Origin of the sequence: Massilia sp. Root418, from assembly GCF_001425265.1 — a bacterium.
Classification (GTDB): Bacteria; Pseudomonadota; Gammaproteobacteria; order Burkholderiales; family Burkholderiaceae_D; genus Rugamonas.
Map to the genome: position 1 here is coordinate 502,865 of NZ_LMEC01000001.1, position 26,565 is coordinate 529,429.

At 65.0% G+C, this 26,565-nt stretch carries 27 protein-coding genes; 10 read left to right on the top strand and 17 right to left on the bottom strand.

The window, feature by feature from the left end:
• Positions 1–94 precede the first annotated feature (94 nt).
• Positions 95–1,843, bottom strand: a complete 1,749-nt coding sequence (locus ASC94_RS02025) for a methyl-accepting chemotaxis protein (protein WP_056389979.1) — start codon at positions 1,841–1,843, stop codon at positions 95–97.
• A gap of 229 nt (positions 1,844–2,072) precedes the next feature.
• Here ASC94_RS02025 and ASC94_RS02030 point away from each other — a divergent pair, with 229 nt between their 5' ends.
• Positions 2,073–2,522 (top strand): hypothetical protein, encoded by a 450-nt coding sequence (locus ASC94_RS02030; RefSeq protein WP_082616035.1) that lies wholly within the window; start codon positions 2,073–2,075, stop codon positions 2,520–2,522.
• 1 nt (position 2,523) lies between these two features.
• On the top strand, positions 2,524–4,440 hold the full coding sequence (locus ASC94_RS02035; protein WP_056389984.1) for a bifunctional diguanylate cyclase/phosphodiesterase: 1,917 nt from the start codon (positions 2,524–2,526) through the stop codon (positions 4,438–4,440).
• 127 nt (positions 4,441–4,567) lie between these two features.
• Here the strand turns inward: ASC94_RS02035 and fusA are convergent, their stop codons facing one another.
• Positions 4,568–6,682 (bottom strand): elongation factor G, encoded by a 2,115-nt coding sequence (gene fusA / locus ASC94_RS02040; RefSeq protein WP_056389988.1) that lies wholly within the window; start codon positions 6,680–6,682, stop codon positions 4,568–4,570.
• A gap of 206 nt (positions 6,683–6,888) precedes the next feature.
• On the opposite strand from fusA, the gene ASC94_RS02045 reads away from it, so the two are divergent.
• A complete protein-coding gene (locus tag ASC94_RS02045; protein ID WP_082616037.1) occupies positions 6,889–8,022 on the top strand; it encodes a phospholipase A in 1,134 nt (377 codons plus the stop codon).
• Here ASC94_RS02045 and ASC94_RS02050 read toward each other — a convergent pair.
• Both ASC94_RS02050 and ASC94_RS02055 read right to left on the bottom strand, forming a co-directional pair.
• Entirely contained in the window at positions 8,019–8,219 is a 201-nt protein-coding gene (locus tag ASC94_RS02050) for a hypothetical protein (RefSeq protein WP_056389993.1), read from the bottom strand. The two genes, ASC94_RS02045 and ASC94_RS02050, sit on opposite strands and share 4 nt — an antisense overlap.
• A gap of 173 nt (positions 8,220–8,392) precedes the next feature.
• Positions 8,393–9,028 (bottom strand): TetR/AcrR family transcriptional regulator, encoded by a 636-nt coding sequence (locus ASC94_RS02055; RefSeq protein WP_082616039.1) that lies wholly within the window; start codon positions 9,026–9,028, stop codon positions 8,393–8,395.
• A gap of 88 nt (positions 9,029–9,116) precedes the next feature.
• On the opposite strand from ASC94_RS02055, the gene ASC94_RS02060 reads away from it, so the two are divergent.
• Positions 9,117–10,100, top strand: a complete 984-nt coding sequence (locus ASC94_RS02060; protein WP_056389997.1) for a nitronate monooxygenase family protein — start codon at positions 9,117–9,119, stop codon at positions 10,098–10,100.
• 7 nt (positions 10,101–10,107) lie between these two features.
• Here ASC94_RS02060 and ASC94_RS02065 read toward each other — a convergent pair whose 3' ends face one another.
• From ASC94_RS02065 to mltG, 10 genes are all read right to left on the bottom strand, one after another.
• Complete coding sequence (locus ASC94_RS02065) at positions 10,108–10,353, bottom strand: hypothetical protein (protein ID WP_056389999.1); 246 nt, start codon at positions 10,351–10,353, stop codon at positions 10,108–10,110.
• A 47-nt stretch (positions 10,354–10,400) separates the two neighbouring features.
• Positions 10,401–11,324 carry a methyltransferase domain-containing protein gene (locus ASC94_RS02070; RefSeq protein ID WP_056390003.1) on the bottom strand — a complete coding sequence of 308 codons (924 nt, stop codon included), beginning with the start codon at positions 11,322–11,324 and terminating at the stop codon, positions 10,401–10,403.
• A gap of 83 nt (positions 11,325–11,407) precedes the next feature.
• The gene (locus tag ASC94_RS02075) at positions 11,408–12,070 is read right to left on the bottom strand and encodes an ankyrin repeat domain-containing protein (RefSeq protein WP_056390006.1); all 663 of its coding nucleotides are present in this window, start codon (positions 12,068–12,070) and stop codon (positions 11,408–11,410) included.
• 16 nt (positions 12,071–12,086) lie between these two features.
• Complete coding sequence (locus ASC94_RS02080) at positions 12,087–12,866, bottom strand: TatD family hydrolase (RefSeq protein ID WP_056390010.1); 780 nt, start codon at positions 12,864–12,866, stop codon at positions 12,087–12,089.
• A gap of 68 nt (positions 12,867–12,934) precedes the next feature.
• Positions 12,935–14,128, bottom strand: a complete 1,194-nt coding sequence (locus tag ASC94_RS02085) for a tetratricopeptide repeat protein (protein ID WP_056390014.1) — start codon at positions 14,126–14,128, stop codon at positions 12,935–12,937.
• A 13-nt stretch (positions 14,129–14,141) separates the two neighbouring features.
• The gene (locus ASC94_RS02090) at positions 14,142–14,666 is read right to left on the bottom strand and encodes a GNAT family N-acetyltransferase (protein ID WP_056390016.1); all 525 of its coding nucleotides are present in this window, start codon (positions 14,664–14,666) and stop codon (positions 14,142–14,144) included.
• Between the two features lie 18 nt (positions 14,667–14,684).
• On the bottom strand, positions 14,685–15,062 hold the full coding sequence (locus ASC94_RS02095) for a PilZ domain-containing protein (RefSeq protein WP_056390019.1): 378 nt from the start codon (positions 15,060–15,062) through the stop codon (positions 14,685–14,687).
• 11 nt (positions 15,063–15,073) lie between these two features.
• Positions 15,074–16,099 (bottom strand): DNA polymerase III subunit delta', encoded by a 1,026-nt coding sequence (locus ASC94_RS02100; protein ID WP_056390022.1) that lies wholly within the window; start codon positions 16,097–16,099, stop codon positions 15,074–15,076.
• Positions 16,096–16,716 carry a dTMP kinase gene (gene tmk / locus ASC94_RS02105; protein ID WP_056390025.1) on the bottom strand — a complete coding sequence of 207 codons (621 nt, stop codon included), beginning with the start codon at positions 16,714–16,716 and terminating at the stop codon, positions 16,096–16,098. The genes ASC94_RS02100 and tmk overlap by 4 nt, the downstream gene beginning before the upstream one ends.
• A 14-nt stretch (positions 16,717–16,730) precedes the next feature.
• Complete coding sequence (gene mltG, locus ASC94_RS02110; protein WP_056390027.1) at positions 16,731–17,717, bottom strand: endolytic transglycosylase MltG; 987 nt, start codon at positions 17,715–17,717, stop codon at positions 16,731–16,733.
• Positions 17,718–17,869: 152 nt separating this feature from the next.
• Between mltG and ASC94_RS02115 the strand changes: the two genes are divergently transcribed.
• From ASC94_RS02115 to ASC94_RS02125, 3 genes are read left to right on the top strand one after another with little or no spacing between them, the layout of a single operon-like run.
• Complete coding sequence (locus ASC94_RS02115) at positions 17,870–18,901, top strand: folate-binding protein YgfZ (RefSeq protein ID WP_056390029.1); 1,032 nt, start codon at positions 17,870–17,872, stop codon at positions 18,899–18,901.
• A 1-nt stretch (position 18,902) separates the two neighbouring features.
• Positions 18,903–19,193, top strand: a complete 291-nt coding sequence (locus tag ASC94_RS02120; protein ID WP_056390031.1) for a DUF4936 family protein — start codon at positions 18,903–18,905, stop codon at positions 19,191–19,193.
• Positions 19,184–19,933 carry an NRDE family protein gene (locus tag ASC94_RS02125; RefSeq protein WP_056390034.1) on the top strand — a complete coding sequence of 250 codons (750 nt, stop codon included), beginning with the start codon at positions 19,184–19,186 and terminating at the stop codon, positions 19,931–19,933. The genes ASC94_RS02120 and ASC94_RS02125 overlap by 10 nt, the downstream gene beginning before the upstream one ends.
• A 6-nt stretch (positions 19,934–19,939) precedes the next feature.
• Here the strand turns inward: ASC94_RS02125 and ASC94_RS02130 are convergent, their stop codons facing one another.
• Positions 19,940–20,830 (bottom strand): LysR family transcriptional regulator, encoded by an 891-nt coding sequence (locus ASC94_RS02130; protein WP_056390036.1) that lies wholly within the window; start codon positions 20,828–20,830, stop codon positions 19,940–19,942.
• Between the two features lie 128 nt (positions 20,831–20,958).
• Between ASC94_RS02130 and ASC94_RS02135 the strand changes: the two genes are divergently transcribed.
• Positions 20,959–22,416, top strand: coding sequence for an MFS transporter (locus tag ASC94_RS02135; protein ID WP_056390038.1), 1,458 nt, complete (start codon positions 20,959–20,961; stop codon positions 22,414–22,416).
• Positions 22,406–23,674, top strand: coding sequence for an alginate export family protein (locus ASC94_RS02140; RefSeq protein ID WP_157201242.1), 1,269 nt, complete (start codon positions 22,406–22,408; stop codon positions 23,672–23,674). The genes ASC94_RS02135 and ASC94_RS02140 overlap by 11 nt, the downstream gene beginning before the upstream one ends.
• Before the next feature lie 18 nt (positions 23,675–23,692).
• Here ASC94_RS02140 and ASC94_RS02145 read toward each other — a convergent pair whose 3' ends face one another.
• Entirely contained in the window at positions 23,693–24,121 is a 429-nt protein-coding gene (locus tag ASC94_RS02145; RefSeq protein ID WP_056390045.1) for a GNAT family N-acetyltransferase, read from the bottom strand.
• 150 nt (positions 24,122–24,271) lie between these two features.
• On the opposite strand from ASC94_RS02145, the gene ASC94_RS02150 reads away from it, so the two are divergent.
• Positions 24,272–25,651, top strand: a complete 1,380-nt coding sequence (locus ASC94_RS02150; protein ID WP_157201243.1) for a hypothetical protein — start codon at positions 24,272–24,274, stop codon at positions 25,649–25,651.
• 1 nt (position 25,652) lies between these two features.
• Here ASC94_RS02150 and ASC94_RS02155 read toward each other — a convergent pair whose 3' ends face one another.
• Positions 25,653–26,564, bottom strand: coding sequence for an SDR family oxidoreductase (locus ASC94_RS02155; protein WP_056390061.1), 912 nt, complete (start codon positions 26,562–26,564; stop codon positions 25,653–25,655).
• Position 26,565: the final 1 nt, after the last annotated feature.

The window sequence follows — 26,565 nt, forward strand, 5'->3', positions numbered from 1 at the left end:
ACCGGGATGAGCGCATGCGCGCGCGAAAAAAAACCGCGCCTCCCGGACGCGGTCTTGTCGGCAATCGCCGCAGTGTATTGGCCGGAGGCCGGGATCAGAACTCTTCCCAGTCGTCGCTGGCCGGTTTGGCGTTGGCCAGCTTGGCCGGCGCGGCGCGCTTGGCCGCTGGCGCCTGCGGGGCGCGCGCCACGGCCTTGCCGATAGGCGCTACCTTGGCGCGGCTGGCGGCTGGCCTTGGTGCAGCCTTGGGCGCCGTGGAGGTCTGCGCGGCGCTGATCTTGAAGGCGGCCACCGCCTGCGACAGTTCCTCGGCCTGGTCGCGCATCAGCTGCGCGGCGGCGGCGGTTTCTTCCACCAGCGATGCGTTCTCCTGGGTGACCTGGTCCATCTGCGTGATGGCCTGGTGTACCTGGGCGATGCCGGCGTTCTGCTCGTCGGTTGCGGCGCTGATGGCGGCCACGATGTCGGTCACCTGGCGCACGCTGGTCACCACCTGGCTCATGGTGGCGCCAGCCTGCTCGACCAGCTTGGTGCCGGAACCGACCTTGTCCACCGAGTCCTCGATCAGCACCTTGATTTCCTTGGCCGCAGCAGCCGAACGCTGCGCCAGGTTGCGCACTTCGGTTGCCACGACGGCGAAGCCGCGGCCCTGCTCACCTGCGCGCGCCGCTTCCACGGCCGCGTTCAGCGCCAGGATATTGGTCTGGAAGGCGATACCGTCAATCACGCTGATGATGTCCACGATCTTGCGCGACGATTCGTTAATCGACGACATGGTCTGCGTCACCTGGTCGACCACGCTGCCGCCCTGCACCGCCACGTCGGACGCGGACAGCGCCAGCTGGTTGGCCTGGCGCGCGTTGTCCGCGTTCTGGCCGACGGTGGAACTCAGTTCTTCCATGCTGGACGCGGTCTGCTCCAGCGCCGCAGCCTGCGAGGCGGTACGCGAGGACAGGTCGCCGGTGCCGGCCGCGATCTGCTGCGAAGCCGAGCTCACGGTCTCGGTCGAGGCGCGCACCTTGCCCACCACGTTGCCGATATCGGTGAGCAGCTTGTTGAAGGCGACTGCCGTGTGGCCCACCTCGTCCATGCGTTCCACCCGCACCTGGTGCGTCAGGTCCAGCGACTGGCTGACATCTTCCAGCGTGCCCTGGATGTTGCTCAGGCTGACGCTGATGATGCGGTACAGCTGGAATCCGAGGAAACCGGTCACCACCAGCGCCGCCACGATCACGCCCACCAGCAGGGTGAAGGCCGATTTGTAGGCCGCGATGGATTCGGCACGCACCTTGTCGATCAGGGTGTTGTTGTACGCGATGTGGTCGTCCAGCGCCTTCTTGACGCCGGCCGCGCCGATCGCCAGCGGCGAACCGCCCACCAGCGTGGCGCGCACGCCGTCCATATCGCCCGCGTGGGACGCAGCCAGGAAAGGCACCAGCGCCTTGCGGTAGGTGGCCATGGCTTCGCGGTCCGCTTCCACCATCTTGCGGTCGGTTTCGTCGGTGGCGTTCTCTTTTTCATACTTGGCCAGGATCTCGTCGAACTTGGCGTGCGCATCGTTGTAGGCCTTTAGCAGCGATGCCTTGTCCGGCATCTTGCACGGGTCCGGGCACTCGGCCGGGGCCGGCGCGGAAAACACCGACAGGCGGTAGCCGGCCAGGCGGCTGTCGGAGACGGCATTCTTCGCCATGTTCAAGCCGGCGATGCTGGGAATCAGCTCGGTCTGCACGGTGTCAAGGCGGGCTTGCGCGCGCTGCAGCTGCAACACGCCGTTTGCGCCGACAAACAGCAGCGCCAATAACGCCACGGACAGGGTCAACATCAGGCGCTTGGTAATGGTCATGTGATTCTTCTCTTAATGGATTTGGACTGGAACGGGCTGGCGAAGCATCGCCATGTGGATCGTTTGTGACTATCTTGTTACAAGGCAACTACCTTCATTCCCATTGTAACTAGCGTGCCTGCTCTTGGCTATAATGCCGGGACTGCCGGACCGGCATTTATCAAGGACTGTTGGCATGACACATCACGTAGCCGCGTATTTCACCGTTGCAGCCCTTGCGGCTATCCCTATGCTAGCCACCGCCGCCGACGCGAACCCTTTCGAGCTGGTCGAGGACAAGCCGCTCAGCGAACTGTGGATCAACCCGGGCTTTTATTCCTACCATTTTGACCGAGAAAAGAACTTGAATGACCGCAACCCGGGCATCGGCGCCGAGTACCGCTTTTCCACTGTCGCGGCGGCGACGGCGGGCCGTTTTTACAATAGCGACCGGAAATATTCCAATTACGCGGGCGTGTACTACCAGCCCTTCGCCATCGGTCCGGTGCGCTTCGGCGCGGTGGTTGGCGGCTTCAACGGCTACCCTAAAATGCGCGACGGCGGCTGGTTCCTGGCCGCCATCCCCGTCATGAGCTTCGAATACCAGCGCGTGGGCGCCAACATCGCCGTCATCCCGCGCTACAAGGACAGGCTGTATGGCGCACTATCAGTGCAGCTGAAGTTTAAACTGACAGACTGACATGGACCTCACCGCACCACAGGACGATACCGCCAGGCTGGCTGCCTATATACAGAGCACGCCGCTGGCCGATCCCTGCGCGCAGCAAGCCGCGCTGGCTGCGCTGGAGCGCTTGCAGGCATCGCAGGCGGCCCTGCAGGAAAAGCTGGTGCGCCATGACAGTTTTTATGTGCTGCTCTCGCGCCTGACGCCAGTGGTGTCGCGCGCCCGCTCGCTGGAAAGCCTGTGCATGGGCGCTTGCCGCATCATCGCCGCGCAGCCCGGCATCCAGATTGTCGATGTCAGCTACTGCGACGAAACCACCGGCCAGCTGCGCCTGCTCGCCTCGGTGGAGCGCGACGGCGAGGAACGCGAATGGCGCAGCGGCGACGACACCGCCGCCGCCGACTGGTTCGCGCCGGAACTGGCGGGCAGCGCGCTGGAAGCGGGCGAGGTGCGCTTCTCCAACAACCTGAACACCGGCTGCGAGCGGCGCTGCATCGCCTCCTGCATGGCCATTCCCCTGTTCGCCAACAACCGGCGCTGGGGCGTGCTGTCCCTGTATTCGCTGCACAGCGACCTGTTTGACGCCTTCTACCTCGAACGCGCCGGCGAAATCGGTTCCGAGCTCAGTTTCGGCCTGGAGCGCCTGGTCAACGCACAGGAGCTGTTCCGGCTGGCGCGCACCAACCCTCTCACCGGCCTGCCCAGCCGCACCCATTTTGAAGAACAGATCGCCGCGCTGGCCGCCGCCGAACAGCGCGGCACGGTGCTGCTGATTAACATCAACCGCTTCGACGAAATCAGCTCGGCCTACGGCAACACGGCCGCCATCGGCCTGATGCGCGCCATCGCCCAGCGGCTCAACATGGAGGTGGCGCCGCGCATGCTGCTGTCGCACATCGGCATCGGCCGCTTTGCGCTGTTCTATCCCGCCGACGAACCTGGCTCGCCGCTGACCTATGTGCGCGACACCATCGTGCCGCTGCTGCAGGGTTCCTACCACGTGGACGACCACCGCATCTGGTGCACCATCAACGCCGGCGCGGCTGCACTGCCGGAAGACGGCACCTCGGCGGATGCGCTGCTGGTGAAAGCCTGGGATGCGCTGGCCGGCGCGCGGCTCAAGGAGGAGCGCTTCGGCTATTACGACCGGCACGCGGATCAGGCCCTGGCGCGCGAGCTGAGCCTGGAATCGGAATTGCGCGACGCCATCGCGCGGCGCGAGTTCCTCAACTATTACCAGCCCAAGATCGACCTGAAGAGCGGCAAGCTGTCCGGCGCGGAAGCGCTGATACGCTGGAACCACCCCCAGCGCGGCATCGTCGAGCCGGCCGAATTCGTACCGGTGCTGGAGCGCAGCGGCCTGGTGATCGCCGCCGGGCGGCAGGTGATGGAACAGGCCATGGCCGACTGGCGCGCCTGGCACGACGCCGGCCTGCAGCCGCCGCAGATCGCCGTCAATGTGGCGCCGGCGCAGTTCCGCTGCGATACGCTGATCGGCGATATCGAACGGGTGCTCAGGAAGGCCGGCGCGCAGCTGCATCCGCTGTCGATCGAGATCACGGAAAGCAGCCTGGTGGCCGACCATGCGCGGGTGGTGGACATCCTGACCCGCATCCGCAGCCACGGCGTGCCGATTGCGATAGACGACTTCGGCACCGGCTACTCGTCGCTGGCCTACCTGGTGACGCTGCCGGTGGACGTGCTCAAGGTGGACCGCTCCTTCGTCATGCAGATGGCGCACGACGCCGGCTATATGGGCCTGGTGAGTACCATCGTGTCGCTGGCGCACAACCTGGACTTGAAGGTGGTGGCCGAGGGGATAGAAACCGAGGAAGAAGCCAAGCTGCTGCGCTTGCTGCGCTGCGAGCAGGGACAGGGGTATTTGTACAGCAGGCCGGTACCGGCTGCGGATTTCGCGGCGATGTTGGGGTGAGCGAGCAATGGCGGGTTACGGCGCGTCGCGCCTAACCCGCCCTACGCCACCACCACCACCACCGTGGGTTTGTAGGGCGGGTTAGCGCGAAGCGCGTAACCCGCCGAATCCGCCGCCGAATCCGCCGTCAATGCGCCTTGCCGCGCGACGACACCGCAATCTGGTCAAGGATATGCTTGGGCACCTCGGCATAATGCTTGAACTCCATGGTGTACGTCGCCCTGCCCTGCGTCAGCGAGCGCAAGGTGGTCGAGTAGCCGAACATCTCGGCCAGCGGCACCAGCGCACGGATGATCTTCCCGCCGCCGCCAGGAATCTCGTCCATGCCCTGCACCATGCCGCGCCGCGACGTCAAATCGCCCATGGCGTTGCCCATGAACTCCTCCGGCGTCTCCACCTCCACGTGCATCATCGGCTCCAGCAGCACCGGCGAGGCGCGCCGCATGCCTTCCTTGAAGGCCATTGAACCAGCCATGCGGAAGGCATTCTCGTTCGAGTCCACGTCATGGTAAGAGCCAAACGTCAAGGTCACCTTCACGTCCACCACCGGATAGCCCGCCAGCACGCCGGTCTGCAAGGTCTCCTGGATGCCCTTGTCCACCGCCGGGATGAACTCGCGCGGGATCACGCCGCCCTTGATGGCGTCCACGAACTCGTAGCCCTTGCCCGGCGCGGCCGGCTCCACCGTCAGCACCGCATGGCCGTACTGGCCGCGTCCGCCGGACTGCTTGACGAACTTGCCCTCCACGTCGCTGGCGGTCTTGGTGATGGTCTCGCGGTAAGCCACCTGCGGCTTGCCCACGGTCGCCTCCACCCCGAACTCGCGCCGCATGCGGTCCACCAGAATCTCCAGGTGCAGCTCGCCCATGCCGGACATGATGGTCTGGCCCGATTCCTGGTCCGTGTGCACCTTGAACGACGGGTCCTCCTGCGCCAGGCGGTTCAGGGCGATGCCCATCTTCTCCTGGTCGGCCTTGGTCTTCGGTTCCACCGCCTGCGAAATCACCGGCTCGGGGAAGATCATCTTCTCCAGCACGATCACATGGTCCGGATTGCTCAGCGTGTCGCCCGTGGTGACCGCTTTCAGGCCCACCGCCGCCGCGATGTCGCCCGCGTACACCTCCTTGATCTCCTTGCGCTCGTTGGCGTGCATCTGGAGGATGCGGCCCAGGCGCTCCTTCTGGCTCTTGGTCGGGTTGTACACCGTGTCGCCCGAATTCACCACGCCGGAATAGACGCGGAAGAAGGTCAGCTGGCCCACGAAGGGGTCGGTCATGATCTTGAAGGCCAGCGCAGCGAACGGCTCGTCGTCGGTCGGGTGGCGCTCGATCGGGTTGTCCTGCTCGTCGTGGCCCGCAATGGCCGGCACGTCGACCGGCGACGGCAGGTACTCGATGACCGCGTCCAGCATGGCCTGCACGCCCCGGTTCTTGAAGGCGCTGCCGGCCAGCATCGGCACGATCTCGTTGCGGATGGTGCGCGCGCGCAGGCCCTGCTTGATCTCGGCCTCGGTCAAGGCTTCGCCGTTCAGGTATTTGTCCAGCAGCTCGGGCGAACCCTCGGCGGCCGCTTCCACCATGTTGTCGTGCCACTTTTGCGCCAGCTCTTTCAAGTCGGCGGGAATGTCCTCGTAGCTGAACTTCACGCCCAGGCTGGCGTCGTCCCAGTTGATGGCGCGCATCTTCACCAGGTCCACCACGCCATGGAAGTTGTCCTCGGCGCCAAGCGGAATCTGGATCGGCACGGCGGTGCCCTTCAGGCGGTCCTTGATCTGCTGCTGCACGCGGAAGAAGTCCGCGCCTACGCGGTCCATCTTGTTGATGAAGGCGATGCGCGGCACCTTGTACTTGTTGGCCTGGCGCCAGACAGTCTCGGATTGCGGCTGCACGCCGCCCACCGAGTCGTACACCATTACGGCGCCGTCCAGCACGCGCATGGAACGTTCCACCTCGATGGTGAAGTCCACGTGGCCGGGGGTGTCGATGATGTTGATGCGGTGCTCGGGGAAGTTGCCCGCCATGCCCTTCCAGAAGGCAGTGGTGGCGGCCGACGTGATGGTGATGCCGCGCTCCTGCTCCTGCTCCATCCAGTCCATGGTGGCGGCGCCATTGTGCACCTCGCCTATCTTGTGATTGACGCCGGTGTAAAACAGGATGCGCTCGGTGGTGGTGGTTTTACCGGCGTCGATGTGAGCGCTGATGCCGATGTTGCGGTAACGCTCGATAGGTGTCTTGCGGGTCATCACAATTCTCCTTATAACGAGGGCCCTGCATTGGGTCGTCGTTGATTCTATCAGTAATGGCAACTGAGGGATCACTGAAGTATGGCGTGCTTTACCAAATTCAAGCCCACCCAAAAGAGGGGTATTGCAGAGGCATTGCCTAGTGTGCGCCGCATTTGCCAGGAATCAATATAGACTGCCCGCCAACGACCTCATTTCATTTGCCCATGAAGACCAAAACGCAATATACGATCCCGTCCCTGATCGCCGTGGCTGCGGTGGCAGCCGCGACGCCGGTGGCCGCGCAGGCGCAGGGCGCCTCCGAACTTGAGATCCTGGTGCAGCGCTGCTCCGTGCTGGGCGACCCCAGCGCTCGCCTGGCCTGCTTCGACGCGCTGGCCAAGAAAGGTCCGCTGGCGTCCACGCCGCCTGCCAACGGCGCCGCGCCCGGTACCAAGGCTGTGCCTGAAACCGAAGCGCAAGCGGTCATCGCTCCCGCCGTGGCCGCCGCCAGGGCCGAGGCTGCGCCTACCGCCATGGCGGCGGTTGCTGCCGCCGAGCCGGAAAAGGAACTGTCGCGCATGGTGCAGCGCTGGGAACTGGACCAGCCGTCCAAGCGCGGCGTGTTCTCGTTCAGCCCGCACCGCGACACCTATCTGCTGCTGGCGAACTACAGCAACGGCACCAACGACGGCCCGTTCAAGGAATTCACGCCGGCCGGCCTGAAAAGCCAGCACGTGGAGCTGAGCTACCAGCTCAGTTTCAAGATGAAGATGATGGAGGGCATCGCCAACAGCCCCTTCGACCTGTGGTTCGCCTACACCCAGCAAAGTTTCTGGCAGGCTTACAACCGCTCGGCGTCCAGCCCCTTCCGCGAAACCAATTACCAGCCCGAGCTGATGGCGGTGGCGCCGCTCACCGCCGGCATCGGCGAGGCCCGCCTGCGCTATGTGAATTTCGGCCTGGTGCACCAGTCCAACGGCCAGACTTCCACGCTGTCGCGCAGCTGGAACCGGCTGTATGCCGAGGTGGGCGGCGAATGGGGCAAGCATTTCAGCGGCTCGCTGCGCTACTGGCGCCGGCTGGACAATGCCAAATCGGACAACGACAACATCGACATCAGCGACTACATGGGACGGGGCGACCTGCGCCTGGCCTACCGCAACGCGGGCCACGAGTACTCGCTGCTGGCGCGCCGCAACTTCAGCACCAACCACGGCTTCCTGCAGCTGGGCTGGAATTTCCCGCTGCGCGACAACCTGAAAGGTTACCTGCAAGGCAGCAGCGGCTATGGCCAGAGCCTGATCGACTACAACTACGCCCAGCTGTCGGTGGGCGCAGGCGTGCTGGTGGAGTTTTAACGCCCCGGCGAGCCGCGCAGCACGCGGGCCGGCAGCATGACCACGGCCCGCAGCAGCTCGAACACGGCTTCCACGCCAACGCCGATCAGCCGGAACGGCAGCAGCACCAGCCAGACCAGCGGATAAAGCAGCAAGGCCAGCAGGGCCAGCGGCCAGCACAGAAACAGCAGAACCAGCCACAACACAAAACTCAGCATGATGCGCTCCAGGACAGGACGATTCGGATAGCGTTAATGTAGCCGAACCGCGCGCACCCATTGTGCCGATGCGACAAGCTGCAGCCGGCGCCGACCAATTGTGAAAATCCGGGGTTGAACTGAGCTGAACCGACCGCCGCGCCCGCCGTGCCGCAGATGGCGCGCGGCAGCGGCTACTCGTCCGTGCTCTTCAGGGAAAGCAGGACAGCGCGCACGGCCGACTTGAACAGTGCATCCGGGTGCTCCTTCTTGAAGTAGAAGCCTTTCAGATCCAGGCTGGCAATGCCGTGCAAGGCAGCCCACAGCAGGCGCGCGGCCGCGGTGGGGCTCGACTGCGGCAGCAGGCCCTGCTCCATGCAGCGCTCGAACTGGCGGATCAGCGGCGTGAACGTCTCCCAGGCGGATACGCGCGACGCCAGCGGCGGAATGAAGCCGGCAATGGCATCGCCGAACATCACCTGGTAATAGGCGGGATTGCGGCGTGCATAGTCCAGGTAGGCGCGCGCGCAGACCCACACGCCTTGCAGCGCGTCCGTGCGAGCCAGTTCAGGCTCGGTGGCGGCGAAGTCCCGCTTCAACCGCTCGCAGCCTTCCAGGTAGAGCGCGTTGCTCAGGCCGTCCTTGCCGCCGAAGATGGAATACAGCAGCGTGGTCGAACAGTTGACGGCCTCGGCCACCTTGCGCACGGTCAGCGCGGCCGGCCCCTCCTCCACCAGCAAGCGGCTGGCGGCGTCCAGCATGCCCTGGCGCAGCGCGCCTCGCAAATCTTCCTGTTCCTGGCGAAAATCGACAACCCTGGCTTTACTCATGACGCAAGAAGTCCCACTCTAAAATTCACTGGAAATAACAACGTTTTTTCTGATAACATCGTCTCAAACCTAATCCGAGGAGCATATCATGACATCGAATCACATCCCTGAGGTATTGCGCAACCTGGCCTTGCCCGTGATCGGCTCGCCGCTGTTCATCGCCAGTGGCCCGAAACTGGTGGCTGCGCAGTGCAAGGCCGGCATCGTGGGCTCCTTCCCGGCGCTAAACGCCCGTCCGGCCGAGCTGCTGGACACCTGGCTCACCGAACTGAAAGCCGAACTGGCCGCCTACAAGGAAGCCCATCCCGACGCCATTATCGGCCCCATCGCCGTCAACCAGATCGTGCACCAGTCCAATACGCGCCTGGCGGACGATGTGGCCATGTGCGTCAAGCACCAGGTGCCCATCATCATCTCCTCGCTGCGCGCGCCGCCCAAGGAGATGCTGGACGCCATCCACAGCTACGGCGGCATTGTGCTGCACGACGTGATTTCGATCCGCCACGCGCAGAAGGCGCTGGAAGCGGGCGTGGACGGCCTGATCCTGGTAGCCAGCGGCGCCGGCGGACACGCGGGCACCTTGTCGCCGTTCGCGCTGGTGGGGGAAGTGCGCAAATTCTTCAAGGGTCCGATCGCCCTGTCCGGCTCCATCGCCACTGGCGACGCCATCCTGGCCGCCCAAGCCATGGGCGCCGATTTCGCCTACATCGGCTCGCGCTGGCTGGCCACGCAGGAATCGAACGTGGACGACGGCTACCGCCAGGCCATTATCGAATCGACGGCGGCGGATATCGTCTATACCAACCTGTTCACTGGCGTGCACGGCAACTACCTGAAGAAGTCCATTGTCGCCGCCGGCCTGGACCCGGAAGCCCTGCCGCAGGCCGACAAGACGGCCATGGACTTCGGCTCCGGCAGCAGCGCCAAAGCCAAGGCCTGGCGCGATATCTGGGGTGCTGGCCAGGGTGTAGGCCTGATGGAAGACGCGCCGACAGTGGCCGAGCTGGTCAGCCGCCTGGCAGCGGAATACGACAGCGCCCGCGCCCGCCTGCTGGACAAGCGCGCGGCGTAAGGCTGCATTACTGGCCGACGCAAATGATCTTGGTTTCGTACTCTTTTGCGTTCGGCTTCTTCTTCTGAGCCCAGGCGATGGCCTGTTCCGCCTCGGGCACGGTCAGGATGGTAGCCTTTTCCTTCGACTTGATGAAGGATACGCCTTCGAAGGCGCCCTCCTTGCTGCGCATCACCTTCGCGAACACGGGCGGCTTGTCGCCTTCCGAAAGCTTCTTCTGTTGCACGATGTAGCGGCGGTCTTCTTGTTCCATGGCGAATACTCTTTCATCAAAACCCGGAGTATACCGCCATGGCGCCCTCAGGCGAAGGCCGGCGCGTGGTGATGCGGCTGGAGCGCGGATTCGTACAGCACCTCCACTTGCAGCGAAGCCTGCAGCGACGGCAGCGAGCCGCCTGCGCGGTATTGGAAGCTGACCGCCAGCACGTCGCCTTCCTTGGCCTGCACGGGCTTGGCCAGCGGCAGGGTCATGTAATGGTTGAGCCAGTCGATGGTGCTGTTGCGCTCCTGGACCACGGACAGGATGTTCTTGGTGACGAAACGCATGGCGTTCACGCAACCTGCGCGCTCGACCACGAATTTGCCCTCCCAGCCGATCAGCAAGTCGTTCGGCTGGGTAAAGTCGAGCACGCTGTACACGGCCGGCTGGGCCAATTCCACGGTGCCCGGATAGATAACCTGCGTTTCCTGGAATTGCACGATGGGGGCGAAAAAGCCTTCGAAGTCGTATTCCTGCTGCAGCGGCTGCACCGCCATGATGACCGCTTCCGGCATGAACACGGGCAGCGGGCCGCCGAAGCGCTCCAGGTAGCGGCGCTTGAACGATTCAATCACTTCCACCTGCTTCTCGCGCAGCATGCCGACGTGGATCATTTCGCAGATCACCACGTCAACAGGTTCGGGCGGCAGGTATTCGAAGGCGTCCGCGTGGATCACTTCGACTTTTTCCCCGTTCGGGTTGATGGCGAGGAATTTGCGCGCTTCCTTGACCATGTCCGGGTTGAATTCCACGCAGTAGACCTTGCTGGCCTTGGCTGCCGCGAAGAAGGAAAGCACGCCGGTGCCGCCCCCGAGTTCCAGCACTTTCATCCCCGGCTTGACCGCGTAGTCGATAGCGGACTTGAAGCTGTGCATGCGGTTCTGGTCCATCAGCATGTTGTGATGGTAATGGACCGGGATGAATTGTCCCAGGTAGCAGCTTTCTATTTCTCGTTCGTTCAGCATGGTTTTTCCCTTGTTAGCGCAACATGGCCATTATCTTTGCGCAGCGGGCAAAACTAAGCGGCGAGTTGGCGTGGAAAAACCGTCTACTTTGGTGCTTTCGCGGCCAGGTGCGCGCGGATGGCCTTGGTGATCCAGGGTTTGTCCGCGCGCGTGGCGAATTCGGCGGCGTCGATGCGGAAGGCGTCGTCTTTCAGTGTGGCGTCCGCGCCCTGGTCCAGCAGCAGCTTCACCGCGTCTTCCATGCCCTCGCGCGCGGCCAGCATCAGCGGCGTGAGGCCGGACGGCGAGCCGGCGTCAATGTAAGCGTGGTGCTCCAGCAGGATGTTCATGATGTCCAGGTCGCCAGCAGCCGCGGCGAAGTGCAGTGGGGTCCAGCCTTTGCGGTTCACTTGCGCGCCTTTGGCGATCAGGGCCAGCACGGCGGGCTTGTTGCGCTTGAACGCCGCCATCATGAGCGCGGTGGTGCCGTTGGCGGACTGCGCTTCCAGGTCGATTTTCGGGTGGTCCAGCAGCAGCTTGAAGACGCGGTTGCCGTCGTGACGCATGGCGATGATGAGGCCGGTCTCGCCGCGTTCGGGTTCGTGCAGGTTGGGGTCCAGGCCGCGCTTAAGCACGTCGCGCACCACCACGGTGTTGTCCACCTGGGCGGCGCGGAAGAAGTCGACCTCGTCTTCGGTCTCGGAGAACGCCGGCGCAGCCAGCGCGAGAGCGAAGGCGGCAAGCAGCAACCGGCGTTTTACGATCATGTGCTTCCTCAAGAAGTTAACGTACCACGTTGAATAATTTGAAGAAATTGTCGCTGGTCTGCTGCGCAACCTGCTCCACGGACACGCCCTTGAGCTTGGCGATGTACTCACCCACGTGGGCCACGAAGCCAGGCTCATTCATCTTGCCCCGGTGCGGCATGGGCGCCAGGTAGGGCGAATCGGTTTCGATCAGCATCTGTTCCAGCGGCACTTCCATGGCCACCGCCTGCAATTCCTTGGCGCTCTTGAAGGTGACGATGCCGGAGAAGGAGATGTAAAAACCCATGGCCATGGCCGCGCGCGCCACTTCCAGCGATTCCGTGAAGCAGTGCATCACGCCGGCCACGCCGCCCTGGTCCGTGCCCGCGCCCTCTTCCTGCATGATGCGGATGGTGTCCGCGCTGGCCGATCTGGTGTGGATAATCAAGGGCTTGCGCGTGATTCTTGAAGCTTTGATGTGGGTGCGGAAGCGCTCGCGCTGCCATTCCAGGTCGCCTTCCAGGCGGTAGTAGTCCAGCCCGGTTTCACCGATGGCGATGATGCGCGGGTTGTCGGCCAGCTGCACCAGCTGTTCGACGCTGGGCTCCGGCGTGTCTTCATAATCCGGGTGGACGCCGACCGAGGCGTAGATGTGCGGGTACTGTTCGGCCAGCGCCAGGACTTGCGGGAAGTCCGGCAGGTCGACCGAGACGCAAAGCGCGTGCGTCACCTTGTTCTCGGCCATTTTGCCGAGAATCTCGGGCATGCGAGCAGCCAGCTCGGGGAAATTGATGTGGCAGTGGGAATCGATAAACATGGCGTGATTGTACGCGAGCCTGCCCGGCCGCGCCAAACGAGGCAAGGCGGCAAGGCGGCTGGACCAGCCTAGGGCATCAGCTGGTAGGCGGCCACGAACTTGCGGATGCCGTCTGGATGCGCCTTCTTCCAGGCTTCGAGCTCGGGCCGGTAGGCTTCACGGTACATCAGCAGCAGGACGGCGGCTTCCAGGTCGTCCGCGGACTTCAGGCCGCGCAGCGCCAGCAGCACGGGCGACGACAGCGGCGGCGCGCCCTTCTCGGCCAGTTCGGCCGCCACTTTCATGGCGATGTTCCAGCCGGCCAGCTCCTGGGCGAACGGCGACAGCGTGCGGCCCTCCTTCGCTGCAGTGGTCATGGCATTGGCCTGGGCCAGCGCATACGCCAGCCACACCGCATAGTCGCTATTGTCCTCGACCTTGGCGCCCTTGAACTGCTCGGCCAGGGTGACCACGGCCTTGCCGGTCTTGGGGTCCAGCGAGACGGACGCCAGCCGCACCAGCTGCAAGCGCGTGAGCGGCTTGCCGTCGATCTTGGCCACGGCCGCCAGCCGTTCCCAGCTCGGAATCTGGCTGGGCTGGACGGCGACGGCCTGCAAAGCGGCCTGCTCCAGGCCGGCGCGGTTGCCCAGGCGCGCCTGGGTGTCGGCCAGGAAACGCCAGGCCTGGGCGCTTTGGGGATCGACCTGGGTGGCTTTATGGAACAGCATTTCAGCCGCCGCCCAGTTCTTCTCCATGAAATAGGTGTCGCCCTCCATCAGGAAAGCGGACGCGAACCTGGGATCGGCCAGCTGGGCTTCGCGGTACTTGGCCCGTGCGGCATCGTACTCGCCCTTGTGGAACAGCACTTCGCCTTCGGCATACGCTTTGGCCGCCGCCTCGCTCGGCTTGTAGTCCGGCACCCCGGCCGGATCGGCCTGCATGCGCAGCACTTCGGCGGCCAGGGGGTCGTTGGTGGCCAGTTTCAGCGCCGCCCGCGCCAGGCCTTCGGCTTGCTGGCGAGCCTTGGCCGCCGCGTCCTCGGGCAGTCCGGGGACCAGGGTTTGCAGCAGGTAGGCCGCTGCGGACAGCGGACTGGCGGCATCCGGCGACAAGTTACGCGCCGCCTCGAACTTGTCCAGCGCCTCCTTGTATTTGCCTGCCGCCTGCAGCGCGTGCCCTTCGGACACCAGTTTCTGGCTTTCCGAGCTGCCGAACAGATCGGCCCGCGCCGGCTGTGCCGCGCAAATGCCAAGGACCAGGGCGAGGATGAGTTGACGCAGCATGCCGGCTCCGGGTTCAGGCAACGCGCTTGCCAAGAATGATCAGGTCGCGCTCGACGCCGTCCAGATTGGCAACCCTGGGCAGATTGGCCCAGGTTTCAAAACCGAACTTGGAGAACAGGCCGAGGCTGGGCTGGTTGTGGCCGAAGATGAAGCCCAGCAGCGTGTGCACCTTGATGCTGGGTGCGAAGTCGATTGCTTCCTGCAAGGCGTAGCGGCCGATGCCCTTGCCGCGCGCCGCCTCGTCGATATAGATCGACACTTCGGCCGTGCCCGAGTACGCGGGACGGCCGTAGAAATTGGAGTAGGAAATCCAGCCCAGGATCGCCGGCGCGGCGTTGTCCGTGCCCGTGGCGGCAGCCCGCTCAATCACCCATAGCGGGCGGCGTTCGGGCGTATGCTCGTGGAACCAGGCCAGGCGCGACCCGACCGATACCGGCTCGGTGTCGGCGGTGACTTCACGGGAAGCGACTGTGCTGTTGTAGATGGCCACGATGGCGGGCAGGTCGTCGAGGGTGGCAATGCGATGGCGGAAAGACATGGGTCGTCAGGTAGAGGATTAAAGGGTGTGCGTGGCGCGCGAGGAGCGCAGCGCGGCGCCGAGGATTTCCTCGATGCGGGCGCGCACGCGCTGGCCGGTTTCGTCGTCGGGGAAATGCAGGCCAATGCCCTGCGCCTTGTTGTGGGCGGCGGACGGCGGCGTGATCCAGGCAACCTTGCCGGCGATCGGGTATTTGGTGGCGTCGTCCATCAGGGCCAGGATCAGGTAGATCTCGTCGCCGATCTTGTAGGGCTTCTGGGTTGGCACGAAGATGCCGCCATGCTTCAGGAACGGCATATAGGCCGCGTACAGCGCAGCCTTTTCCTTGATGGCCAGCGACAGCACGGAGGGCCGCGCGATCGGGACGGCGTTCGGATCGATGGTGCTGCCGGTCAATTCGTTTCCTTTCAAGCGCAGCTTGCCGCGTAGTCCAGCAGCATATCCTCAATAAACAGCTTGGGCGACAGCGGGTGGTCGGCAATCGCGCGGCGCTCGTTCACGCTCTTGATCGCCGCCATCAGCCTGGCGGTGTGGACCTTGTCCGCCAGTCCCGCCAACTCCTTGCGGTAACGAGGATAATAACGGATGTTGCCGGACAATTTGTAGGAAAACATGTCGTAAAGCCAGCGCTGCAGCCAAGAGACCAGCGCGGCCAGCGGCACTTTCTGCATTTTGTCGGCCGCGCGCAGCGCCGCTTCCACGCTGGGGTGGGCCAGCATCTGCAGCAGCATGTCCATTTCTTCGCGGCTGCCGGACTCGGACTGTGCCAGCGCGGCCAGGGGTGCGCCGCCCTGCTCGCGCAGCCAGCTGTCGGCGTCCGCCACGCCCTGCGCCTTGAGCCAGGCCAGCGCTTCATCGTGCCCAGGCATCGGCAGCGCGAACTTGCGGCAGCGCGACAGGATGGTGGGCAGCAGCCGGTCGAGGCTGTTCGACGACAGCAGGAACACCGTGCCCGGCGGCGGCTCTTCCAGCGTTTTCAGCAGCGCGTTCGAGGCCGGCATATTCAGCGCCTCGGCCGGATACAGCACCACCACGCGCAAGCCCTGGCGGTGGGTGGAGATGTTCATGAAGTCGGCCAGCTGCCGGATCTGTTCGATCTTGATCTCTTTGGACGGGGTCTTGGTCTTGGCGGCCTTCTTTTCCTCGCCCTCCTCGCCTTCGCCGCTCAGCTCGTCCTCGAACGATTCCGGGCGCACGCGCCGGAAATCGGGGTGGTTTTGCTGGCCGAACCAGCCGCAGGACACGCACTGGCCGCAGGCGTGGCCGCCGGGCCCGGCGTTCTCGCACAGCAGCGACTGGGCGAAGTGCTCGATGAAGTCCGCTTTGCCGGTGCCGGCCGCGCCGTGGAACAGGATGGCGTGCGGCATGCGGGCGCGCAGCGTTTGCAGCTGGGCCCAGGCCGGCTCCTGCCAGGGGTAGATGGCCGCGCTCATGCCAGCACGCCGTCCAGGATGGCCGCCAGTTCCAGCTGGATGTCGGCAATGCTGCGGGTGGAATCGATCACGCGGAAGCGCTGCGGCGCCTCGGCCGCGCGGCGCAGGTATTCACTGCGGGTGGCGTGGAAAAAGTGTTCCTTTTCGCGCTCGAACTTGTCCAGGTCGCGGGTCGAATCGAGCCGCGCGCGCGCCACTTCCAGCGGCACGTCGAACAGGAAAGTCAGGTCCGGTTCCAGGTCGGCGTGCACCCAGTGCGCCAGCGTTTCCAGCTTGGCGCGGTCCAGGCCGCGTCCCGCGCCCTGGTAGGCGAAGCTGGCGTCGGTGAAGCGGTCGGTCAGCACCCAGTCGCCGCGCGCCAGGGCGGGCGCGATCACCTGCGCCAGGTGCTCGCGCCGGCTGGCGAACACCAGCAGGGTTTCCGTCTCCAGGTGCATTTTTTCGTGCAGGAACAGTTCGCGGATCTTCTCGCCCAGCGGCGTGCCGCCCGGCTCGCGGGTACTGACCAGCGGGATGCCGCGCGCGCGGATGTAGTCGGTCACAAAGCTGATGTGGGTCGATTTGCCGGCGCCGTCTATGCCTTCGAAACTGATGAACTTGCCGCTATGTTGTTTCATGTAACTCTGAGTGTTTAACGTTGATACTGATTCACTGCCCGGTTGTGGTCGGTCAGGTTATCGGAAAACTGGCTGGTGCCGTTGCCGCGCGAGACGAAATACAGCGCCCCGGTCTTGGCCGGCGCCAGCGCCGCCGTGAGCGACTGCACGCCTGGCAGCGCGATCGGGGTCGGCGGCAGGCCGGCCCGGGTATAGGTATTGTACGGGGTGTCCGTCTCCAGGTCTTTTTTGCGGATCTTCCCGTCGTACTTGGCGCCCATGCCGTAGATCACGGTGGGATCGGTCTGCAGCAGCATGCCGAGGCGCAAACGGTTCACGAACACGCCCGCAATCATGTTGCGCTCGGATTTCTGGCCGGTTTCCTTTTCCACGATGGAGGCCATGGTCAGCGCCTCGTACGGGTTCTTGTACGGCAGGTTGGGATCGCGCTTCTCCCACGCTTCGCTGAGCTTGGCGATCAGCATGGCGTGCGCCTGGCGGAAGATGGCCAGCTCGCTCGATCCCTTGGCGAACAGGTAGGTGTCCGGGAAGAACAGCCCTTCGGGCGCCTTGAACTCCGGGGACACCAGCGCCATCAGCTCGCTGTCCGACATGGCGATGGTGTCGTGCTTCAAGCCCTTGTGGGCCGCCACGGCCTGGCGCATCTGGCGGAAAGTCCAGCCCTCGATGATGGTGAGCTGCTCCTGGGCGAACTCGCCGCGCACCAGCTGGTCGATCAGGCGCAGCGGCGTGGTGCCGGGTTTCAGCTCATAGGCGCCGGCCTTGAGCCGGGACGACTTTTGCGTGAACCGCGCCAGCAGGTTGAACAGCAGCGGCTGGATGGGGATGCCGGCCTCGGCGATCTGCTGCCCTGCGGCGTGGGCGCCGCTGCCGGGCACGATGGTGAAATCAATCGGTGGCTCTTCCGTAATAATCGGCTGCTGCGCCCACCAGGCAAACCCGCCGCCGGCTGCTGCGGCAGCCAGGATACCCAACACTATCGTCTTTTTTATGAATGACATCTTTGCTAGCCACAAGGCTTGGAGTTAAGGCCGGCTGTCAGGCCGGCAGTTACGCTGACGGGCGCTTTTTCGCAGCGTCCGGCGCGAATTCTTCTACATCACTATAATTAGGCCGTAATGATAATGCTTTAATCGTCAATCTATTGGAATTTATGAGTAACTGGAATCAACTTCTCGCGCCGCAGGGCAAGCCGCTGACCCCGACCGAACTGGCCGTGGGCTTTGTCGCCGCCATCACCGACCAGGGCCTGATCGCATTGACCGGCGAAGACTCGGCCGGTTTCCTGCACAATCAGTTGACCAACGACGTGGAGCATCTGGGCCTGGACGACGTGCGCCTGGCCGGCTACTGCACCCCGAAAGGCCGGCTGCAAGCCACTTTCCTCCTGTGGCGCAGCGAGGAAGCCATCTTCCTGCAATTGCCGCGCGAAATCCAGCCCGCACTGCAGAAGCGCCTGAGCATGTTCGTGCTGCGCGCCAAGACCAAGCTGGCCGACGCCACCGATGCGCCTGCCACGCAGGTGCTACTGGGCCTGGGCGGCGGCATGGCCGAGGCAGTGCTACAGACCTGGTTCGAGCCGCTGCCGGAAAAGCCGTACAGCAAGGTCGAGCATGCGCTGGGCACCCTGCTGCGCGTGGCCGACGCCTTTGGCGCGCCGCGCTACTTGTGGCTGACCTCGGCCGACATCGCGGCCACGGTCGCGCCCGTGCTGGCGGACAAGCTGAACGTGGGCGGCAATGAGGCCTGGCGCCTGGCCGAAATCCATGCCGGCGTGCCGCAGATCGGCGCCGCCACGCAGGAACAGTTCGTGCCGCAGATGATCAATTACGAGCTGCTGGGCGGCGTCAACTTCAAGAAAGGCTGCTATCCAGGCCAGGAAATCGTGGCGCGCAGCCAGTACCTGGGCAAGCTCAAGCGCCGCACGGCCCTGGTACGCATCGCGGACGCATCCGCTGCCGCAGGCGCCGAAGTCTTTGCCGAGTCCGATCCTTCCCAGCCTTGCGGCATGGTGGTGAACGCCGCGCCGAACGGCCTCGGCGGCGTGGACGCGCTGGTGGAAATGAAGCTGGACGCGCTGGAACAGGGCACCGCGCAAGCGGGCACGGTGCGCCTGGGCGCGGCGGACGGCGTGGCGCTGGAATTCCTGCCCATGCCCTACGTGCTGGACAAGCTCGACGTCTAGCATGACCGATTTGTACATTTACTACCAGGTGCGGGAGGCCGACACAGCCGCCCTGCACGGCGCGGTCACGGCCATGCAGGCGAGCCTGGCCGGCGCTTGCGGCAGTGCGCCGCAGCTGAAACGCCGTCCCCAGGCCAGGGATGGCTTGCAGACCTGGATGGAAGTTTATCCGGCGGTGCCGGACGGTTTCGAGGCCGCGCTGTCGGCCGCCGTCCAGCAGTCCGGGCTGCTGCCGCTCACGGCCGGCCCCCGCCACACCGAAGTTTTTACGGATCTGTCCTCATGTGTTTGATTGTTTTCGCCTGGCAGGTGGTTCCGGCCGTGCCGCTGATCGCCGCCGCCAACCGCGACGAATACTATGCGCGCGAGGCCGCCCCGGCCGCGCCCTGGCCGGATCAGCCGCGCATCTACGCCGGGCGCGATTTGAAGGCCGGCGGCAGCTGGATGGGAATCAGCCAGGCCGATGCCCAGGCGGGTTCCGGCTCGCCGCGCTTTGCCGCCATCACCAACATCCGGGCGCCGCAGGAGCACAAGGCAGATGCGCCTTCGCGCGGGCAGCTGGTGTCGGACTTCCTGGCCGGCAGCATGTCGCCGGCCGAATACATCGAGCAGATCCGCGCTGGCGCGCACGCCTACAACGGCTTCAACCTTGTCGTCGGCGACCGCGACACGCTGATCTGGTACTCCAACAAGGGCGGCGATGATCCGCGCAACGGCCAGCCGCTCACGCCGGGGATCTACGGCCTGTCGAACGCCACGCTGGACGCGCCGTGGCCCAAAGTGCTGAAGACGAAAGCCCAGTTCGCCAGCCTGCTGTGCCTGGGCGCACCGGACGACGCCTACTTCGAAATGCTGGCCGATACAACCCGCGCGCCCGACCAGCGCCTGCCGGAGACCGGCGTGCCGATCGAGGTGGAGCGCCTGCTGTCCGCCGTGCGCATCGAATCGCCCGGCTACGGCACCCGCAGCTCGACCGTCGTCAAACTCTACGCCGACGCCCCAGCAGTGCTGCACGAAATGCTGATCCAGTAGAGCAAACTAGCCGCGTACCGCGCACAGCCCGTGGATCAGGCTGCGCAGCCAGCGGTGGGCGGGGTCGGCGTCCATGCGCGGGTGCCACAGCATGCAGACGGTGACCTGGGGCGCCGCCAGCGGCAAGGCGAAGGTATGCAGACCGTCGCGCAGCTTGCCGGTCTGGCGTTCCGGTACGCTGGCAATGAGATCGGAGCCGCGCGCCAGCGCCAGCGCTGCTGAAAAACTCCCGACGATGGTCGCCACCGTCCGCTCGTGGCCTGCCTGCCGCAAGGCCTCGTCTATCGGCCCTCTTTCCAGCCCCTGCCGCGATACCGCGATATGGCGTCCCTGCGCGTAGCGGGCCGCGCTCACGGCGCGCCCGCTTAGCGGGTGCCCGGGCCGCACCACGCCGACGAACCAGTCCCGGAACAGCGCGCGCGTGCGCACCTCGGGGCCGGTCGCCTTGCCTATCACGCCGGTTTCCAGGTCCACCGTGCCGTCGCGCAGCGCGGTGCTTTCCTTGTCCAGCTTGTCCATGAAACACAGCCGCACGCCGGGCGCCTCGGCGGCGACCCGCGAGATGAGTTCGGCGCCGAAATTGTCGATGAAGCCTTCGCGGGCGCGGATCGTGAACGTGCGCTGCAGGCCCGCCAGATCCAGCCGCTCCGCCGGCCGCAATACCGACTCCGCGTCCAGCACCAGTTGGCTGACACGCTCGCGCAGCTCCAGCGCGCGCGGCGTGGGCACCAGTCCGCGTCCGGCACGGACCAGCAAGGGATCGCCGGTCGTTTCCCGCAGGCGCGCCAGTGCCCGGCTCATGGCCGACGGGCTCAGCCGCAGCCGCCGCGCGGCACGCGCTACGCTCCCCTCCGACAGCAGCACGTCCAGCGTCATCAGCAAGTTGAAGTCAGTCATGCCGAAACCATAGCACGGTCCGATCCATATATGGCGTCCCATGCACTAATAAACTGCAAACGCTGCCCCTTCCGCCATGCCATGGCTGTGGATACCATGGTTGAAGACAACTTTGATCGGAAACCCGCATGGACACTACCTCGGCCGCCATCGCCCGGCCTCCCATGGCGCCGGCCGCAAAATGGGCACTGGCCAGCCTCTCCCTGACTACCCTGCTGGCATCGCTCGGCACCAGCATCGCCAACGTCGGCCTGCCGACGCTCGCGAACGCCTTTGGCGCCACTTTCCAAAGCGTTCAATGGGTGGTGCTGGCCTATCTGCTGGCGATCACCACCGCCGTGGTCAGCGTCGGCCGGCTGGGCGACCTGCTGGGGCGGCGCCGGTTGCTGCTGGGTGGCATCATGCTGTTTACGGCCGCATCCGCCCTGTGCGGCGCCGCGCCGTCGCTGCCGGCGCTGATTGGTGCCCGCGCCGCGCAAGGCATAGGCGCCGCCGTGATGATGGCCCTGGCCATGGCCTTCGTCGCCGACACGGTGCCCAAGGCCCGCACTGGCAGCGCCATGGGCCTGCTCGGCACCATGTCCGCCGTCGGCACCGCGCTTGGGCCTACCCTGGGCGGGGCGCTCATCGCGGCCTTTGGCTGGCAGGCGATTTTTCTCGCCTGCGTGCCCGTCGGCCTGCTGGGACTGTTCCTCGCCCTGCGCTTCCTGCCGCCCGATTGCTGTTCGCCGCGCACCGTCGCGCCCGCGTTCGACCACCTTGGCACCCTGCTGCTCGGGCTGACGCTGGTGACTTATGCGCTGGCCATGACACTGGGTCGCGGACATTTCGGCCCGCTCAATGCGGCACTGCTCTGCGCATCGGCCAGCGGCGGCGCCCTCTTCCTACTGGCCGAGAAAAAGGCCGCCTCTCCCCTGGTCCGGCTGGCATTGTTCCGCAGTCCCGCCCTCTCCGCAGGCTTCGCCATGAGCGCGCTGGTCACGACAGTCATGATGGCTACCCTGGTGGTAGGGCCGTTCTATTTGTCGGGCGCCCTGGCCCTGAGCCCTGCACAAGCGGGCCTGGCCATGTCCTGCGGTCCGGCAGTTGCGGCCCTCGCCGGCGTGCCCGCCGGGGGGCTGGTGGACCGCTACGGTCCGTATGCCACGACCATCGCGGGGCTGGCCGCCATGGCGCTTGGCGCGTCGCTGCTGCCCTACGCTGCTGCGCGCTGGGCGGTCCCCGGCTACGTGGTGCCGCTTGGCGCCATCACAGCGGGTTACGCCCTGTTCCAGGCCGCGAACAACACCTCCGTGATGGCGGATGTCGCCGCCGACCGGCGCGGCGTGGTATCCGGCTTGCTGAACCTGTCGCGCAATCTTGGCCTGGTGACGGGGGCTTCGGTCATGGGCGCCATCTTCTCGTTCGGCGCCCACGCGGCAGACATGGCGTCGGCCCGCCCGGACGCGGTCGCCAGCGGCATGCGCCTTACCTTCGCCGTCGCTGCGGGCCTGGTGCTTTCTGCGCTCGCCATCGCTCGCACTGCGCGCATCCGGGAAAGGCCCAGGCAACAAGCGGAACCGGAGGAGCGCCAGCGTGCCGATTGAACTACACCGCTACTGCATGGCCATGGCCTGCCTGCTGGCCAATCCGGGCACTGCGGCCGCCGAGCCTGTTCTGGAGCTCAACACCCAGACGCGCCTGCGCTACGATTCCCACAACAACGCCCAGCTCACGCCCGGCAACGATTACCGGCAAGGCCTGTTCCGCGGCGTCCTCGGTGCGAATCTGCAGTTCAGCCCAGGTTTCGGCGCCTACGCTGAAGTGGGCACCGGGCAGGTCGCCGGGCGGCGCACCACGGCGTCCGCCAATTTTCAGAACGCCGCCTCGCTGCAGCAACTCTACGTCAAGGGCTGCGGGAATATTGGCGGCGCCACGTTCGGCGTGCAGGCCGGCAGGCAGGAATTTGCCGACGGCCCCCGTCAGTTGCTCAGCCCCGGCGACGGGCCGAACCTGCACCGCAGCTGGAATGGCGTGCGCATGTCACTCAAGGGCGAACGCTGGCGCATCGGAGCTTACGGGCTGCGGGCGACCAAGCTGGCGCGCGGCGCTCTCGATGAAGAGGTCAACCACGGTGAGCGGCTGCGTGGCCTGAACGTCAGCCTCACGACAGCTGCCGAAAAGGCGGACGGTGCGCTGGATGCGTTCTGGATCCACAGCCGCAACCCGGCGCTCCGCTCCGGGCGAGGCAGCGGCGTGGACGAACGGGATACCGCCGGCTTGCGCCGGTCCGGCAAGCGCGGCCGGTTGCGATACGACTGGACCGTCGCGCACCAGGGCGGACATTATCAGAACCGGGAAGTGAGCGCCTGGGCCCTGTTTGCCGTCCAAAGCCTGGAGCTGTCCGGAAGCGGCTGGAAACCGCGCATGACCGCCCGCATTGACGTGGCCAGCGGCGGCGGCACCTACCAGAGCGGCACGCTGCGTGCCTTCAACCAGCTCTATGCCAGCTCAGCCTATCTGGGCGAAGGCCAGTTCCTCGGTTTGAGCAACCTGCTGATGGTGTCGCCCGGCCTATCGCTCGCGCCGGCGCGGGACGTCGCACTCTCGGCGGAATTGGGCCTGGCGCGCCGGCTCAAGGAGAACGAGGCGGCCTATGCCGGGGGCATGCGCGCCTATGCCGGCACGCAGAACGTGCCGGGCCGCGCGATCGGCAGCCTGTTCCGGCTGTCCGGGACGTGGACGGCCAGCGAACATCTGACGGTGAACCTGAACGTGGAACGGCTGGCCGCAGGCGATGTGCTCAAGCGTGCGAAGCTGCCGTCGGGCAGCTACGTCTACATCGGGGCGACTATGCGCTACTGAAGGACCGCTGCGGGGCGATCAGAACGTGTGCGCCATTTCCACATGCGGAATGCCGGCTTCCAGGAACTCCTGGCCCACGACGGCGAAGCCGTGCTTTTCATAGAACGGCGCCGCATGCGTCTGGGCACCCAGCACCACGGTCTTGTGCCCGCGCAGCTTGGCCTGCGCCATCAGGCCTTGCAGCAGGGCGCCGCCGATACCCATGCCGCGCGCCGCCTTGCGCACCGCCATGCGGCCAATATGGCCGTCCGGCAGCAGGCGGCCCGTGCCGACAGGCGTTCCAGCCGCATCGTAGGCCACCGCGTGCAGGCAGGCCGCATCGTTGTCATCCATTTCCAGCTCGGCGGGAACGTTCTGCTCCACCACGAAGACCTCCATGCGGATGGCCTTCGCGTCCTGCTGCAGGGTGGTCCAGTCGCCGAAGCGAATCTCGTAAACGCTAGTCATGTTGCGCGAACTCGTAGGAAAAGCGTGATTGTCGCACGCGGCCAAGGACACGTGCCATATGCATAATTGCCACAGTTCAAATATTACGTTGCATTTTTGAAATCAATCAATACAATGTGCTGACAATTCGACAACAAACTGGAGGGTATTGTGACGAGACCGTCGGCAAAAGTGCTTCTGCCTATCATGGCCGTGGCGATGACAGGCTGCAGCACGCTTGAGAGCGACAGCAAATATGACGATTACGCCGACAAGCACTCGGCTTATCAGTTGATCGAGCGCGATGCGTTCGAGCCGATCAACCTGCGCGTCCTTATCATGCCGGAAGCCGAGGCGAACAAGACAACGCCGGCCTCGCCGAAGGAGGAAGGACAGCTGATCGATCAAGCCTTTTACCAGTTCGCGAACCTGCACCGCCACTCTGGCCAGCTCGGCACCTCGCGTCGGAACGAGATCCAGGAACGCATCCTTGCCGCATCGGACCAGCGCTGCAATGACTTCAAAAATCTGCTGCGGAAGAAGTTCTCCAAAGTGAACTTCTATTCGGGATTGACGGCCACCGGCGCCTCGCTGGCGGCCACTATCGTGGGCAATCTGCATACCTCGCAAATCCTCTCGGGCGTGGCGGGCATGGCGAGCGGCTACCGGGCGGAGTACAACCAGGCGTTCTTCGCCAATGCCGCCGTGGAGGTCGTGGCCGCCGGCATTGATTCCCGCCGCCGAACGGCGTATGAGCAGATACTGCAGGCGCGCAAGGATCCGCTCACCGTCTACCCTCTGGAAGCTGCAGTGAAGGACGGCATCCGCTACCACGGCCTGTGTTCGGCAGTCAGCGGCTTGCAGGAAGCCGGGGAAGCGGTGAAGTACTACAACGAACCCGGCATCGCCGCCGCCACCAGGACGCTGGCGCGCAGCAAGATGATGGACGACATCATGCAGGCGAAACCTGAAGATGTGCCGGCCAAGATCGAAAAGTGGCAAAGTGCGCTGCCGGTTGAGCGCTACCTTGCGGGCAACCCGCTCAATAACAAGGTCGCGCCTTACGTGCCGGAGGCGCTCGAGATACTGGATCGCTACGAAGGCAATCTCAGCTACATCAAGACCAGCGCCGCCGACCTTGCGAGCGCGGTCAAGAAAGTGACGCCGGCGTCAGTCCCTGCGGCCCTGGCCGACAAGGCGAACAAAGTAGCCGGCAGCGTGCAGGCGGCAGTGGCCATCTGCAAGCCGGCCTTCCTTGAAAAATCGAAGACCATACTGGACTACAGCGCGCAGCAGAAGAATGCCAAGGGTGACGATGCGGAGCGGTTGGCGCTGCAATTGAAACAGGAAAGCCAGTCGGCCATGATACTGGCCTCGACCGTCGAATTCCTGGCCTCGAACTACTCCACGCGGGCCAGCCGCGTGGAGACTGCGATTTCCAATCTAGGCTCCCCCGTCAATCCCGCCAAGGTGCCCGAGCTGAACGCGGCCCTGGCCGACCTGGTGGCCTACGCCCCCACGGTTACCGCGCCGTGCACCCTGGCAAAATGACTCAGGCCGCGCCGCCCTGGACCATGTCCTTCAGCATCTGGCGGATGTGCGGGGTGGCGTCGTTGGGGTCGGTCGGGTTGCGGCCGGTGGTCATGTCTTCCATGCGCGTCTTCAGGCCGCCCAGCGCCTGCGGATGCGTGTAGATGTAGAACTGGCCGTCCTCGATCGCCTTGAAGGTGATGTTGGCCACGTCCTCGGCCGTCACCTTGCCGGACGTGACCGCCTTGTCCGTCATGGCCTGCGAGGCCAGCTGGCTGCGGGTGGGCTTGGCGTCCATCTTCACGTCGTCCGGACGGTTGCGGTGCGACTGATTGATGCCGGTCGGGACGAAGAACGGGCACAGCACCGAGGCGCCGATGGGCGCGTCCACCAGGTTCAGGTCGTGGTACAGCGTTTCCGACAGCGACACCACCGCGTGCTTGGACACGTTGTAGACGCCCATCGCGGTCGGGTTCACCACGCCGGCCATCGACGAGGTGTTGACGATGTGGCCTTCGTAGCCTGCTTCCTGCTTCGCGCATTCGAGCATCAGCTTGGTGAAGATGCGCACGCCGTGGATCACGCCCCACACGTTCACGCCCAGCACCCACTCCCAGTCGGCCACCGTGTTTTCCCAGATCAGGCCACCGGAGCCCACGCCGGCGTTGTTGAACACCAGGTGCACGGCGCCGAATTCCTTCATGGTGGCGTCGGCCAGCGCCTGCACCTGCTCGCCCTTGCGCACATCGCAGATCATGCCAATCACCTGCGCGCCCTGCCCCTTCAGTTCGGCCACGGTCTTGTCCAGCGTGTCCTGCTGCACGTCGGCCAGTACCAGTTTCATGCCCAGCTTGTGCGCCTTGATGGCGAATTCACGGCCCAGGCCCGCTGCACCGCCGGTAATGACGGCCACTTTGTCTTGGAAATTTTTCATT